At 60.9% G+C, this 13,879-nt stretch carries 12 protein-coding genes; 4 read left to right on the top strand and 8 right to left on the bottom strand.

What is annotated here, in order from left to right:
* The first annotated feature begins 4 nt into the window (after positions 1 to 4).
* The 3 genes from mupP (at position 5) to Q7F16_RS25510 (ending at position 2,927) form a co-directional block, all read left to right on the top strand.
* Entirely contained in the window at positions 5 to 676 is a 672-nt protein-coding gene (gene mupP / locus Q7F16_RS25520; protein WP_003199221.1) for an N-acetylmuramic acid 6-phosphate phosphatase MupP, read from the top strand.
* 230 nt (positions 677 to 906) lie between these two features.
* Positions 907 to 1,647, top strand: coding sequence for a YciK family oxidoreductase (locus Q7F16_RS25515; protein ID WP_014337217.1), 741 nt, complete (start codon positions 907 to 909; stop codon positions 1,645 to 1,647).
* 353 nt (positions 1,648 to 2,000) lie between these two features.
* Entirely contained in the window at positions 2,001 to 2,927 is a 927-nt protein-coding gene (locus Q7F16_RS25510) for a GGDEF domain-containing protein (RefSeq protein WP_409556511.1), read from the top strand.
* A 126-nt stretch (positions 2,928 to 3,053) separates the two neighbouring features.
* Here Q7F16_RS25510 and Q7F16_RS25505 read toward each other — a convergent pair whose 3' ends face one another.
* From Q7F16_RS25505 to Q7F16_RS25475, 7 genes are all read right to left on the bottom strand, one after another.
* Entirely contained in the window at positions 3,054 to 3,824 is a 771-nt protein-coding gene (locus Q7F16_RS25505; RefSeq protein ID WP_409556543.1) for a TenA family transcriptional regulator, read from the bottom strand.
* A 77-nt stretch (positions 3,825 to 3,901) separates the two neighbouring features.
* Positions 3,902 to 6,361: an EAL domain-containing protein gene (locus tag Q7F16_RS25500; RefSeq protein ID WP_095962652.1), complete on the bottom strand. Its 2,460-nt coding sequence runs from the start codon at positions 6,359 to 6,361 to the stop codon at positions 3,902 to 3,904.
* Positions 6,362 to 6,551: 190 nt separating this feature from the next.
* Complete coding sequence (locus tag Q7F16_RS25495; RefSeq protein WP_409556510.1) at positions 6,552 to 8,378, bottom strand: ABC transporter ATP-binding protein; 1,827 nt, start codon at positions 8,376 to 8,378, stop codon at positions 6,552 to 6,554.
* Positions 8,371 to 8,973, bottom strand: coding sequence for a DsbA family protein (locus Q7F16_RS25490; protein ID WP_200899336.1), 603 nt, complete (start codon positions 8,971 to 8,973; stop codon positions 8,371 to 8,373). Before Q7F16_RS25490 ends, Q7F16_RS25495 begins: the two co-directional genes overlap by 8 nt.
* 36 nt (positions 8,974 to 9,009) lie before the next feature.
* Complete coding sequence (gene trhO / locus Q7F16_RS25485) at positions 9,010 to 9,951, bottom strand: oxygen-dependent tRNA uridine(34) hydroxylase TrhO (protein WP_409556509.1); 942 nt, start codon at positions 9,949 to 9,951, stop codon at positions 9,010 to 9,012.
* A gap of 314 nt (positions 9,952 to 10,265) precedes the next feature.
* Positions 10,266 to 10,565: a BolA family protein gene (locus Q7F16_RS25480; RefSeq protein ID WP_014337210.1), complete on the bottom strand. Its 300-nt coding sequence runs from the start codon at positions 10,563 to 10,565 to the stop codon at positions 10,266 to 10,268.
* Between the two features lie 12 nt (positions 10,566 to 10,577).
* Positions 10,578 to 11,096 (bottom strand): DUF2059 domain-containing protein, encoded by a 519-nt coding sequence (locus Q7F16_RS25475; RefSeq protein ID WP_018602923.1) that lies wholly within the window; start codon positions 11,094 to 11,096, stop codon positions 10,578 to 10,580.
* 202 nt (positions 11,097 to 11,298) lie between these two features.
* Here Q7F16_RS25475 and Q7F16_RS25470 point away from each other — a divergent pair, with 202 nt between their 5' ends.
* On the top strand, positions 11,299 to 12,693 hold the full coding sequence (locus Q7F16_RS25470; protein ID WP_014337208.1) for a class II fumarate hydratase: 1,395 nt from the start codon (positions 11,299 to 11,301) through the stop codon (positions 12,691 to 12,693).
* Positions 12,694 to 12,880: 187 nt separating this feature from the next.
* Here the strand turns inward: Q7F16_RS25470 and Q7F16_RS25465 are convergent, their stop codons facing one another.
* Positions 12,881 to 13,831, bottom strand: a complete 951-nt coding sequence (locus Q7F16_RS25465) for a DMT family transporter (protein WP_079305384.1) — start codon at positions 13,829 to 13,831, stop codon at positions 12,881 to 12,883.
* Between the last annotated feature and the right edge of the window lie 48 nt (positions 13,832 to 13,879).

Below are 13,879 nucleotides of genomic sequence, written 5' to 3'. Positions count from 1 at the left end.
GTCGATGCGTCTCAAAGCGGTTCTCTTCGACATGGACGGCACGCTGCTCGACACCGCGCCGGATTTCATCGCCATCTGCCAGGCCATGCGCGCCGACCGTGGCTTGCCACCGATGAACACGCAGCACATTCGCGACGAGATTTCCGGCGGTGCCCGGGCGATGGTCGCGGTGACCTTTTCCATGGACCCGGAATCACCAGGATTCGAGGAACTGCGCCAGGAGTTCCTGGATCGCTACCTCAAGGGGTGCGCGGTCCACAGCCACTTGTTCGACGGCATGGCCGAAGTGCTGGCCGATATCGAAGCGGCCAATCTGATCTGGGGCGTGGTCACCAACAAGCCGGTGCGTTTCGCCGAACCGATCATGCAGCAACTGGGCCTGGCCGAACGCTCGAAAGTGCTGATATGCCCTGACCACGTGAAAAACAGCAAGCCGGACCCGGAACCGCTGACCCTGGCGTGCAAGCTGCTCGACCTGGACCCGGCCAGCGTGCTGTTCGTGGGTGATGACCTGCGGGACATCGAGTCCGGTCGCAGCGCCGGCACCAAGACCTGCGCGGTGACCTATGGCTACATCCACCCGGATGACAACCCCCGGCACTGGGGCGCGGATGTGGTGATCGATCACCCCTCGGCGCTGCGCGAGGTGCTGGATAACGCGTTGTGCGGTTGCTGAGCTGATTCTGCCGATGTCGCTTTGGTGATGTCGCTTTTGTGGCGAGGGAGCTTGCTCCCGTCCGGCGGCGAAGCCATCGCCTGGGGACCGCTTCGCGGTCCAGCGGGAGCAAGCTCCCTCGCCACAAGAGCCCACCTAGCTCACTAAGCTCACTAAGCTCACTAAGCTCACTGGCCATGATTGCTCTGCACCCACAGTACCGTGCCGCTTTAATTTGTTGAGGTTCTTTTATGTTTGATTATTCCGCCCGCCCCGACTTGCTCAATGGCCGGGTGATCCTGGTCACCGGCGCCGGTCGCGGGATCGGTGCCGCTGCGGCGAAAGCCTACGCCGCCCACGGTGCCACCGTACTGCTGCTGGGCAAGACCGAAGCCAACCTGACCCAGGTCTACGATGAAATCGAAGCGGCCGGTCATCCGCAGCCGGCGGTGATCCCGTTCAACCTCGAAACCGCGCTGCCTCATCAGTACGATGAACTGGCGGCGATGATCGAAACCGAGTTCGGTCATCTGGACGGCCTGCTGCACAACGCTTCGATCATCGGCCCGCGTACGCCGCTGGAGCAGTTGTCCGGTGAGAATTTCATGCGGGTGATGCACGTCAACGTCAACGCGATGTTCATGCTCACCAGCACCTTGCTACCCCTGCTCAAGCTGTCCAAGGATGCATCCGTGGTGTTCACCTCCAGCAGCGTCGGGCGCAAGGGTCGGGCGTACTGGGGCGCCTACGGCGTGTCCAAGTTCGCCACCGAGGGGCTGATGCAGACCTTGGCCGACGAAGTCGACACCGTTGCCGCCGTGCGCGCCAACAGCATCAACCCCGGTGCCACCCGCACCAGCATGCGCGCCCAGGCCTACCCGGGGGAAAACCCGCTCAACAATCCGACGCCCGAGGAGATCATGCCGGTCTACCTGTACCTCATGGGCCCGGACAGCACCGGCGTCAATGGCCAGGCGTTCAACGCGCAATAATGAGCCCTACCGGTGTCGCGACGATTTACCGTCGCGACACCGGCCCAGGTCGATGCCCAGCGAGGCGAACCGCCAACTCCACGTCGCCGGGCTTGCCGCACCTTGCTGCCAATTCATTGATTTTCAATCGGTTTTTATTGAAGTGAACCGAATGGCACGACTTTCGCTCTAAACTTCCTCAAACATGCCATGTTCGGCAAGTAATGGACGTTGAGACGAGACTTATGCCTGCCAGGGAAAGCAGACTAAACTCAAATCAGTGTCCTACGGGACTGAAGGACCAGTACGACGTGCAGCCCAAAGCCGCCACACCCAACCTGCCAGGACAGATTTAGCTTAGGGGCTAACGCCATATGAAAACGCCCACCCAGATCAACGCGATTGACTTCGACAGCGCCAAATTGCAGCGTCTGGGTCTTGGCCAGCCATCGCCGCTCGCGGCACGCTCCGTCAGCCTTTCGCAATTGCGCCAGCAACTGAGCCAGCAATTGCAGACCAGCCTGGAGCCACAGCGCATCCTTGGCCTGTTTTTCCGGGAAATCCAGCGGTTGGTACCCCTGGATGCGTTGGCCTATCAGCACAAGGCCAGTGACCTGCGCCTGGAGTTCGGACAACGCGGGCATCACACCCTCAGCTATAACCTCAGCCATGAAGGCGAACACCTGGGTGAACTGGTATTCCGTCGCAACCAGCGCTTCACCGAAGCGGAACAGAGCGACCTTGAATCCATCATGTCGACGCTGCTGTACCCACTGCGCAACGCGCTGCTCTACCGCGCCGCCACCCAAAGCGCCCTGCGCGATCCGCTGACCGGTACCGGCAACCGCATCGCCATGGACCAGACGCTGATGCGTGAAATCGACATGGCCAAACGTCATTTGCAACCCTTGTCGGTGCTGATGCTCGACATCGACCATTTCAAGCGCATCAACGATAGCCATGGTCACGGCGTTGGCGACGAAGTGCTCAAGGCCGTGGCCGAGTCGATCAAGAGCCAACTGCGCAACGTGGACATGGTGTTCAGGTTCGGCGGTGAAGAGTTTCTGATCCTGCTGGCCAATACCAGCCGGGATGCTGCAGCCATGGTCGGTGAACGACTGCGTTATGCCGCCCAGACCCAGGACTATTTCGCCACAGGCAAAAGGATCGAGCTGACGGTCAGCCTGGGGTGCGCCACCCTGCTACCGGGGGAATCATCGGAAAGCCTGCTGCGCAGGGCCGACAGCGCGCTGTACGTGGCTAAGCGCGAAGGCCGTAACCGACTGGCAATGGCAGGCTGAAAAACAACTGTGGGAGCGGGCTTGCTCGCGAAAGCGGTCTGGCAGTCAACCTCCCCGTCGACTGTCAGAGCGCTTCGCGAGCAGGCTCGCTCCCACATGGGTTGTGGCTATCTGTTGGGGTAGAAATCAGCTCTGCGCCAGTGCCAGGCGCTCGCGGGTGGATGAAGACTTACTCACCGCCTCCGACTGCTCCAGTTGCATGCAACGCTCCAGGAACAGGTACATGTAGTCATAGCTCTTGCACACGGCCTGGCGCAACTCGGCTTGCAGGGCCTTGCTCGGGTTCATCCCAGCCAGCGTACAGATGATTTCCAAGGCTTCCCAAGGATGGGCATCGTCGTACTGGGCATGCATCTTCAGCCATTTCATGGCCCGCTTGCGGTCTTCCTCGGCGAATGCGGCCGCGTAGACACCGCTGGAACACACCAGCGCCGACCACTCCCCAGTGGCCCCCTCAATGGCATAGTTGGTCGCGGCAATGGCCACGATCAGCGAATCCGAGGAACTGGTGTGCCAGCACCAGTGGCTCAAGGCATGCAGCTCAGGCGGCACATGCTGGGCTTGCAGGTCTTCCAGGGTCACGCCATGGGCGGCGCTCCAATTGACCCAGTAGTCGGCATGGTTGAGTTCGACACGAATGTTGCGCATCAGCCAGCGACGCGCCATGTCCTCGCCGGGGTGGCGGGCAAAGCGGGTCTTGGTGAGGTTCTGTGCCATGTATAAAGCGAACTGTTCGACGACCGGCCAACCACCGATGAGGTAGTGGCGCATGGTCCTGGCGCTGAGCTTGTTGTCGCGCATGCGCTGATACAGTTCGTGTTCGACAACCCGGCGCTTGCTCTCGCTGCAATCGGTAATGAGCTGCTGTGCCCATTTCGGATAGCTCGTGGCGTCCATGAGCGGGCCTGTTCGGTTGAATGTGTCGATCACTGTCGGGCTCCTTTTGATTGTGATTTTCCAGATCAACAAGAGGTTCAGCGGAACGTGCCGGGGGCCTTGAATAACAACGGCTGGGGCCGGGCCGGCCGACATTGCAACGTGTCGCAGGTAAACAATTGCGGGCGTTCGATCACATACCCCTGAGCGTAGTCCACCCCAATCTCCAGCAATGCCTGCTCGATCTGGGCGGTTTCAACAAACTCGGCAATCGTGCGCTTACCCATGACGTGGCCGATGTGATTGATCACTTCGACCATTGCACGGTTAATCGGGTCGTCCAGCATATCCTTTACGAAACTCCCGTCGATCTTCAGGAAGTCTACAGGTAAATGTTTCAGGTAAGCGAATGAAGACATTCCGGCGCAAAAGTCATCCAGCGAGAAGTAGCATCCCAAGCTCTTGAGTTCATTGATAAAGCGAATCGCACTGCCTAAATTCGAAATAGCGCTGGTTTCTGTAATTTCAAAACAAATCATTTCTGGCGGAATCGAATAAGCCGCGAACTGTTTACGCAAAAAGTCGAGGAATGCTTGATCTCCGATCGTTGTGCCTGACAGATTGATCGCACACATCGCCATGGGCCCCTGTCGTGAATCATTCAGGCACTGGCGGATGATCTTGAAGACATTCTCCACCACCCAACGGTCCAGGGAGGTCATCAGGCCATAGCGCTCCGCCGCGGGAATGAAGCTGTCCGGCAGGATCATCCGCCCGGCTTCGTCATGCAGGCGCAACAGGATTTCAATGTGTCCACCGCCATGATCGCCCGGGCCCAGCGCGGCGATTTCCTGGGCGTAGAGGCAGAAGCGGTTTTCCTCCAGGGCCATGTGCAGGCGCTGGACCCAGGCCATCTCGCCAAAGCGCAGGGACAGCTCCGAGTCGTCGGCATGATAGACCTGGACCCGGTTGCGCCCCTTTTCCTTGGCCATGTAGCAAGCCATGTCGGCAGCCCGCAGGGACGCCTCCAGGGTCGTCGGCGTCTGGGCAATATGCACCAGGCCGATACTCACGGTGGTCACGAACGGCCGGCCCTTCCAGACAAAGTGCAGGTTCTGCACGGTCTGGCGCAGCCCTTCGGCGATTTTTTCCGCCGCTTCCGGCGAACAGTTCTCCAGCAGGATCCCGAACTCATCCCCGCCCAGCCGGGCCAGGGTGTCGTTTTCCCGCAGCCCTGATTGCAACAAGGCGCAGATATGCCGCAGCAATTCGTCACCTGCTGCATGGCCGCAGGTATCGTTGACCAGCTTGAACTGGTCCAGATCGAGAAACATCAAGGCATGGCGCCCGATCTGGCGAGTGAGGTTGTGCAAGGCCTGCTCGAGGCGATACTCGAACTCCCGACGGTTGGCCAGGCCAGTCAGGGCGTCATGGGTAGCCTGCCACGACAGGTTGGCGATGTACTGGCGTTCCTGGGTCATGTCATGCAACACCAGCACCGCGCCGCTGACCTTGCCCGCATGGCGGATCGGCGCGCCCACCAGGGTGACCGACACGGTGCTGCCATCCAGGCGCTGGATCAGTTTGGAATGTTCGCTGGCGCCGCTGAGCCGGCCGCTGAGAATGTGCTCGATCAGGGTCAGCCCCTCGGTCTGGGCGTTGTCATCGAGCAAATTGAACAGCGCGGCCAGGGGCAAGCCCGAGGCGTGTTCGGCTTTCCAATGGGTCATCGCCTCGGCAGCCGGGTTCATGTAGGCGATGGCCCCCTCGACGTCGGTGGTGATGACCCCATCGCCGATGGATTGCAGGGTGATCTGCGCCCGTTCCTTCTCCATTTGCAGCGCATTGGCGAACACCTGCCGCTGGGCCAGCAGTTTATGGGTACGCAACAACGCCAGGACGATCAACCCCAGGGCGGTGGCGAAATTGGTCACCAGCAAAAGCCGCAGAATGAACCGCGAACCCTCGCCCAGTGCGTCGCTGAATGCCTTGGCGGCCGGGGTGACGGAATCGTTGATCGCAAAGATCTGGGCCTTCCAGCCGCGGATATCCACCTCCGTCGCCTGGCCTGCGGTAATGCTGCTGTGCATCTGCCGGGCGACGTTATCCAGCTCGATCAGGTAGCCGTCGCCCACCGTCCAGAGATCGATGGCTTCTTCCAGGTAACTGAAGTGACGGAAATTGAGGTACAACCAGATCACGCTGGACACGTCGTCAGGATGGTTACCGCCTTTGAGAATCCCGACCCGTGCCGCTTCCAGGTCCGGCGGTTCGCGGTCCAGCGCCACCCGTAGTTCATGGCCGCCTTCAGGTACGGCGATGGCTTGCTGGTATTTGCGGAAAATCGCCTCGTCGCGGCTGTCGGCGTAGAGGTTGAGGTAATAGATGGCGTCTTTCTGGCCCTTGGACCAGAGACTCTCCCCCGCCACGTAGCCGCGAACGGCGGACAGCACGTACAGGCTGACACCGCCAAGCAATGCCTGAAATAGCACGACGGCGATAAAGGGCCAGACGATGCCCAGCAGCCGTGGTGTTGCGAGAGTCTGCTTTTGCTTCATGAGGTCCCTTGCACAGGTATTGCTGGACGAACACCCGCCAGAATTCCGCTCCTGACTCAATAGCCTAGGCTAGTTTTCAACCCTTCGAATGAATGGATGAACAGATCGACAGGCTTTGCGTGGAATTCGGAAAAATCGGCGTGTTTGCCTGCTTTTTTTCCGATACTAAGCGCAGAAAAACCCGGGAAACTCAAGGCTGCTGTATCTGTTGCAAATGGCCGTAGAGTCGCGCGTAGAGGCCTCCATCGGCAATCAACTGCAAATGGTCACCGTCTTCAGCGATTTGCCCTGCGTCGAACACCAATACCCGATCGGCCTGCTTCACCGCCGAGAGTCGGTGGGCGATGATCAGCGTGGTGCGTGCGCTCAAAAAGCGCGCCAGTGCCTGGTGGAGGTTGTACTCGGTGGCAGCGTCCAGTGCCGAGGTGGCTTCGTCGAGAATCACCACCCGTGGGTCGGCCAGTACCATGCGGGCGATGGCCAGCCGTTGACGCTGCCCGCCCGACAGCCGCACCCCGGAACGTCCAACGACACTCTCCAGGCCCTGGGGCAGCGCCCGTACGGTAGCATCGAGCTGGGCGATTTCCAGTGCCCGCCAGCAGTCGTCGTCACTGCACTCACGGCCCATGGCGAGATTGGCCCGCACCGTGTCGTTGAACAGCGCCGGATGTTGCAACACCACTGCAACATTCTCGCGGATGGTCTCCAGGCCGATCTCCTGCTGCGTGGCGCCGCCGAAACGAATGCTGCCCGATTGTGGCGTGTACAGCCCCAGTAACAACTGCACCAGGGTGCTCTTGCCGCCGCCGCTGGCGCCGACGATGGCGACTTTCTCGCCCGGCGAGATGGACAGGTTCAACTGGTTGAGCACCAGCTCCTCGCCGTAACCGAAACTCAACCCCTGGATATCGATGCCCACGGTGTCACGGCCCTTGAACGGATCGACGCCACCCGTGTACTGCGGCTCGTCGGCCCGGGCCAGCAGTTCATTGATTCGACTCAAGGCGCCGCCGGCAGCGTAAAAGGCGTACTGCAAGTTCAACAGTTGCTCGACCGGCCCGATCATGAACCAGAGGTAGCTGAACACCGCCAGCATCTGGCCGATGGACAGGTCGGAAAACACCACGGTGAGCATGGCCGCTGCGCGAAAAATATCGATGCCGAACTGAAACAGCAAACCACTGGCGCGGTTCGAGGCGTCGGTTTTCCACTGCGAACTGACGGCGTAATCACGGACCTCCTTGGCACGCATCCCCAAACGACCAAGGAAATAACCCTGGCGGTTACCGGCGCGCACTTCCTGGATGGCATCCAGGGTTTCGGTCAAGGCCTGGGTGAAGCGTGAGGTGCTGTCGTTCTCCAGTTTCTTGAGGTGCTTGACCCGCTTGCCCAACTGCACCGTGGCATAGATCACCAGCGGGTTGAACAGCAGGATCAGCAGCGCCAGCTCCCAGTGCATCCACACCAGGATCCCGGCGGTGCCCACCAGGGTCAACATCGCCACCAGGAAACGGCTGAGGGTTTCGCCGATGAATTTGTCGAGGGTGTCCAGGTCAGTGACCAGGTGGGCCGCCACGGTGCCACTGCCCAGGCTTTCGTACTCGCCCAGGGAAATGCGCTTGAGCCGTTCGATCAAGCGGATGCGAATGCGATAGACGATGTCCTTGGCCAAGCGGGCGAACAAGCGCGCCTGCAGCACGTTGAACAGCAATGCGCCACAGCGCAGGGCCAGGGTCACCAGCAACATCAGCCCAATGTAGCCAGCAGCGCGCTGCCACTGCGTGGGCAATGCCTGGTTCATGACTTTCAGGGCTGCATCGCCATGCCCCAGCAGGACTTCATCCACCAGCAACGGCAACAGCAACGGGATCGGTACGCTGCACAGTGTCGCCAACACGGCCACGCCGTTGGCGATCCACAGGGCTTTTTTATGCTTGAGGGCCAGTCGACGGATTTGTGCCCAGCTCAACCGGTCGATGCGCTGCGAGGGCGATGTATCTGGCGGCCGGTCAGGCACAGGCCGCGCGCTCCAGCCAGCGGCCAAGCAAAGGCGACAGTTGGCTCAGGGGCTGGTAACCGTTGGTCAGCAAGGCCAACTGGCCGTCACGCTCGGCCAACAGTGTGGGGAACCCGGCGATGCCCAAGTCCTGCACCCAGGTGAAATCCGCAGCGGTGGCCGCATGTTGGTCGGCACGGTCGAAGGCCGCGGCGAACTCGATGCGTGGCAGCCCGGCCTGTTCGGCCAGCTCAACCAGGACGCTGGCGTGGGTCACGTCACGGCCTTGCACATAAAAAGCCTGCTGGATCAGCTTCACCAGTTTCCAGGCCAGGTCTGGAGCCAGGCTGCGGGCCGTCACCAGTGCCCGGCAGGCAGGCTCGGTGTCGTAGACGAAACCGTCCGGCAACGCGCCTTCAAGCTTGAAGGGCTGGCCGGTGGCCTGGGTGACCGCCTGCCAGTGTTCAAGAATGTAGCGCCGGGTGGTCGGCTCCAGCGCCGAACCACTGCCGGTACGCAAACCGCCCACCACCAGGTGCAATTCCACCCCCCCGGCATGCGCCTGCTCTACCAACGCCTCGGCCACCGGCGCAAAGCCCCAGCACCAGGAGCACATCGGGTCCATCACATAGAGCAGGCGTGACGCCATGGTTCAAGCCTCGGAAGATGTTTGCTTGTAGTTGTAGCCGATCGGGTGCGGCATGTTGCGCGCCTTGGCCAACTCGATCTGCTTCTGCCGGTCGATGGCGCTGCGACGGGTCTTCTCGCTCAGTTTATCCCAGCAATGCGGGCAACTGATGCCAGGCACATAGTGCTCCGAGGCGCGGTCTTCTAAGCTTACCGGGGTACGACAAGCGTGACATTGATCGTAGTCCCCTTCGCTGAGGTCGTGGCGAACGGTTACACGGTTGTCGAACACGAAGCAGTCGCCGCGCCACTTGGTTTCTTCCTGAGGGACCTCTTCGAGGTATTTCAGGATGCCGCCCTTGAGATGATAGACCTCATCGAAACCCTGGCCGAGCATGTAGCTGGAAGCTTTTTCACAACGAATGCCGCCGGTGCAGAACATCGCAACTTTCTTGTGCCTGGCCGGGTCGAAGTTGGCCTTGATGTACTCAGGGAATTCACGAAAGCTGGTGGTCTTGGGGTCGATGGCGCCTTCGAAGGTGCCAATGGACACTTCGTAATCGTTGCGGGTGTCGATCAACAGCACTTCAGGATCGCTGATCAGCGCGTTCCAATCCTGCGGCTCGACATAAGTGCCGACCTGCTTGTTCGGGTCCACGCCTTCGACGCCGAGGGTGACGATTTCTTTCTTGAGCTTGACCTTGGTGCGGTAGAACGGCTGCTCATCGCAGTACGACTCTTTATGGTCGATGTCGATCATGCGCGGATCGTTCTTGAGCCAGGCCAGCAGGCCGTCGATGCCTTCGCGAGTGCCGGAGACCGTGCCGTTGATACCTTCTTCGGCGATCAGCAACGTGCCTTTGATGCTGTTGTCGAGCATGGCCTTGAGCAAAGGCTCACGCAGTTCGACGTAATCTTCAAGGGTGACGAACTTATACAGTGCCGCCACGACAATGGGTTGTGCCATGGGTGTTTCTCCAGGTGGCTACCCTCGTAAAGGGTGAACCGGATGCGAAAAAAAACGCGCCCGGGAAGGCGCGTTGCGGATTCTAACAAAAAACAGGAGGGGTGCAGACAGCGATTGCTGTGGGCAACAGCGCCGTGAGGATCACTCGGTGGGAGCAAGACCCTGTGGGAGCAAAGCTTGCTCGCGATGCAGACACCTCGGTTTTTGAGAGACCGCATCAACTTCATCGCGAGCAAGCTTTGCTCCCACAAGTGCTCACTCCCACAGGGCTTTGCTCCCACAGACTCAAGGCTTTGCCATCCACCGCAGCCCAATCAGTGCTTGCTGCCACCGGCACACGTCGGCGAAGCCGGGGCCGCGTCGATCTGCGCCCATTCTTCAGGGGTGTAGGTGTGCAGCGCCAACGCATGGAACTCACCCATCAGCTCGCCCAGCGTGCCGTAGACCTTCTGGTGACGCTTGACGCGATTGAGCCCTTCGAACTGCTGGCTGACCACCACGGCCTTGAAGTGGGTCTGCAGGCCACGGCTGTGCATGTGGCTTTCATCCAGCACTTGCAAATGCTCGGGCTGCAGGAGCCCGAGTGTCGATTCGATGCGTTGTTGCATGCTCATACCAGGCTCCGCTTACGGCTTTTTCTTGGCTGGGGCGGCTTTTGGCTCGAGCTCGGCCGTCATGTCCGCGAGCAGTTTGTTGACCACCGGAACCGCGCTTTCAAGCTTGGCCTGGGTCAGTTGGGCCGATTGCTGGGTCAACTGCGGCATTTTCTCGAGGACTTTCTTGCCCAATGGCGATTGGTAGAAAGCGACCAGGTCCTTGAGCTCCGATTCGCTGAAGTTGCTGGTGTAGAGCTTGACCATGTCCGGCTTGAGCTTGTTCCAGCCGATGGCCTGGTCCAGCGCGGCATTGGCCTTGGCCTGGTAGGTTTCCAGGGTGGCTTTTTTCGACTCAGGGGCCTTGGTCTGTTCAAAGCGCTGGGCAAACATCTGCTGCACTTGCATGTACACCGGAGTACCCAGTTTGTCAGCGTGCGCCAGGGTCAGGAACGCTTCGGCGCTGGCGTTGTGGCTGGCGGTATCGGCGAAAACAGGGCCGCTGGCACACACCAGAGCAACTGCGGTACAGATGGCACGAAGACGGGTCATCGAGTTTCCTTTCATTACAGGCGAGGTAAAACCCCAAGGGCGACCATTCTGCGCCTAAAAAACGCCGGGCCTCAACCCCGGAGCTTGCCGGGTCCGATTGACGGGCCGAACCCACCGCTCCTGGATTGAGGGATGATTGAGGGAACCGGAGCCGCCCATCTGGGCCTAAACTGCGCATTCAGCCCTTAAGGAGTTTGACCCGATGAGCCGTATCGAAACCGACAGCCTGGGCCAGGTTGAAGTCCCGGACGACGCCTACTGGGGCGCCCAGACGCAGCGTTCCATGATCAACTTTGCCATTGGCAACGAACGCATGCCGCTGTCGGTGTTGCACGCCTTGGCACTGATCAAGAAAGCCGCCGCGCGGGTCAATGATCGCAATGGCGACCTCCCCGTCGACATTGCCCGCCTGATCGAACAGGCCGCCGACGAAGTGCTGGCCGGCCAACATGACGACCAGTTCCCGCTGGTGGTCTGGCAGACCGGCAGCGGAACCCAGAGCAACATGAACGTCAACGAGGTGATTGCCGGGCGCGCCAACGAACTGGCCGGCAACCCGCGCGGCGGCAAGAGCCCGGTGCACCCCAACGACCACGTCAACCGCTCGCAGAGTTCCAACGACTGCTTCCCCACCGCGATGCACATTGCCGCCGCCCAGGCCGTCCACCAGCAATTGCTCCCGGCCATCAGCGAGCTGTCCGGCGGACTGGCGGAACTGGCGGCGCGCCATATGAAACTGGTCAAGACCGGCCGCACCCACATGATGGATGCCACGCCGATCACCTTTGGCCAGGAACTGTCGGCGTTCATCGCCCAACTCGATTACGCCGAACGAGCGATCCGCGCCGCGCTGCCGGCAGTCTGCGAACTGGCCCAGGGTGGCACGGCGGTCGGCACCGGGCTCAATTCACCCCATGGTTTCGGCGAAGCGATTGCCGCTGAACTGGCGGCGCTGTCGGGCCTGCCGTTCGTCACCGCACCGAACAAGTTTGCCGCGCTGGCCGGCCATGAACCCCTGACGTCCCTGTCCGGCGCACTGAAAACCCTCGCCGTAACCCTGATGAAAATCGCCAACGACCTGCGCCTGCTGGGCTCCGGACCGCGGGCCGGGTTCGCCGAGGTGAAACTGCCGGCCAACGAGCCGGGCAGCTCCATCATGCCCGGCAAGGTCAACCCGACCCAGTGCGAAGCCTTGTCGATGCTGGCCTGCCAGGTCATGGGCAACGACGTGACCATCGGTTTTGCCGCCAGCCAGGGGCATTTGCAGTTGAACGTGTTCAAACCGGTGATCATCCACAACCTGCTGCAATCGATTCGCCTGCTGGCCGACGGCTGCAGCAACTTCCAGCAGCACTGCATCGCCGGGCTCGAGCCGGATGCCGAGCAGATGGCCGCGCACCTGGAACGAGGGTTGATGCTGGTGACCGCGCTGAACCCGCACATCGGCTACGACAAGTCTGCAGAAATCGCCAAGAAAGCCTACGGCGAAGGGCTAACCCTGCGTGAGGCGGCGCTGCAACTGGGGTACCTGACCGATGAAGAGTTCGATGCCTGGGTGCGGCCGGAGAATATGCTGGAGGCGGGTAGCCAGGGCTGAGTCTTGCGTTGATCGATAGGCCGCTATCGCGAGCAAGCTCGCTCCCACAAGGGGTCTGTGTGGAGCGCAATATTGCGTCCACTGAAAATCACTGTGGGAGCGAGCTTGCTCGCGATGAGGCCGGCAGGCTCGACATCACTACTGCCTGACAGACCGCCATCGCGAGCAAGCTCGCTCCCACAGGGGGCTAACGCCCCACGCGCCGGGCCCTGAGCCCGGCGATCAGCGACGGGCCCAGGGCAACCAGCGCCGACCCCAGCACCACCAGCACCGCCCCGCCATACCCCAGCAGATTGATCTGCTCGGCATGGACATAATCAGGCCACCACCAAGCCGCCATCGCCACTGCGGCGAACGTCACCAGCGGCGTGATCGCCAGCGTCGCGCTGACCCGCGAAGCTTCCCAATGGGCCAAGGCTTCGGCAAACGCACCATAGGCAATCAGCGTGTTGAGGCAGCACGCGAGCAACAGCCAGCCTTGCAACGGGCTCAATTGCAGCGCCTCCAACGGATGCACCCAGGGCGTGAGCAGCAACGCGCAGAACAGGTAGATCACCATCATCACCTGCAACGAATTCCACACCGTCAACAATTGCTTCTGGCCCAGGGCATAGAACGTCCAGACCGTCGACGCCAGCAACACCATCAAGACCCCGGCGGTGTAGTCGCTCAGGGACGTCAGCAACTCGCCCAGGCGCTGGTTGAAGAACAGCGCGAAACCGATCAGCAGCACCAGCAGGCCGATGCCCTGCCCCACACTGAACCGCTCCTTGAACACGAACAGGCTGGCGACCAGCAACATGATCGGCCCCATCTGCACCACCAATTGCGCGGTGCCGGGGCTCAAGCGATTCAGGCCCATCAGGTACAACACGTAGTTGCCCACCAGTCCGAGCACTGCCATCGCCACCAGCCAGCCGCCGCGTGGGCCCAGGACCTTGTGACTGGGCAGGCGTCGGGTCGCCGCCAAATAGATGAACAGCAAACCGCCGGACACCAGCAAGCGAAACCAGGTCACGGTGACCGGGTCCATCACTTGCAGCACTTGCTTGAGCTTGATCGGCAGGATTCCCCAGAGCAGGGCAGTCAACAGGGCGAGGAACAGGCCATAGACCCAGCGACCGGACGATATGTGCATGCAACCCTCGAAGCCCAAGACAAAGGACGTCCATTCTAGGCGTCTATT

This window comes from Pseudomonas sp. Lb2C2 (assembly GCF_052112205.1).
Lineage (GTDB): Bacteria > Pseudomonadota > Gammaproteobacteria > Pseudomonadales > Pseudomonadaceae > Aquipseudomonas > Aquipseudomonas kilonensis.
The sequence above is the reverse complement of the archived record's forward strand: the minus strand, read 5'-3'. Positions and strand labels throughout refer to the sequence as shown.

What these genes read in the sequence shown, in the direction of transcription:
- Q7F16_RS25475 (WP_018602923.1), bottom strand. Translation starts at nt 11,096, where the DNA reads ATGACCCGTCTTCGTGCCATCTGTACCGCAGTTGCTCTGGTGTGTGCC.
- Q7F16_RS25470 (WP_014337208.1), top strand. Translation starts at nt 11,299, where the DNA reads ATGAGCCGTATCGAAACCGACAGCCTGGGCCAGGTTGAAGTCCCGGAC.
- Q7F16_RS25480 (WP_014337210.1), bottom strand. Translation starts at nt 10,565, where the DNA reads ATGAGCATGCAACAACGCATCGAATCGACACTCGGGCTCCTGCAGCCC.
- Q7F16_RS25505 (WP_409556543.1), bottom strand. Translation starts at nt 3,824, where the DNA reads ATGGACGCCACGAGCTATCCGAAATGGGCACAGCAGCTCATTACCGAT.
- Q7F16_RS25490 (WP_200899336.1), bottom strand. Translation starts at nt 8,973, where the DNA reads ATGTGCTCCTGGTGCTGGGGCTTTGCGCCGGTGGCCGAGGCGTTGGTA.
- Q7F16_RS25465 (WP_079305384.1), bottom strand. Translation starts at nt 13,831, where the DNA reads ATGCACATATCGTCCGGTCGCTGGGTCTATGGCCTGTTCCTCGCCCTG.
- mupP (WP_003199221.1), top strand. Translation starts at nt 5, where the DNA reads ATGCGTCTCAAAGCGGTTCTCTTCGACATGGACGGCACGCTGCTCGAC.
- Q7F16_RS25500 (WP_095962652.1), bottom strand. Translation starts at nt 6,361, where the DNA reads ATGAAGCAAAAGCAGACTCTCGCAACACCACGGCTGCTGGGCATCGTC.
- trhO (WP_409556509.1), bottom strand. Translation starts at nt 9,951, where the DNA reads ATGGCACAACCCATTGTCGTGGCGGCACTGTATAAGTTCGTCACCCTT.
- Q7F16_RS25515 (WP_014337217.1), top strand. Translation starts at nt 907, where the DNA reads ATGTTTGATTATTCCGCCCGCCCCGACTTGCTCAATGGCCGGGTGATC.
- Q7F16_RS25510 (WP_409556511.1), top strand. Translation starts at nt 2,001, where the DNA reads ATGAAAACGCCCACCCAGATCAACGCGATTGACTTCGACAGCGCCAAA.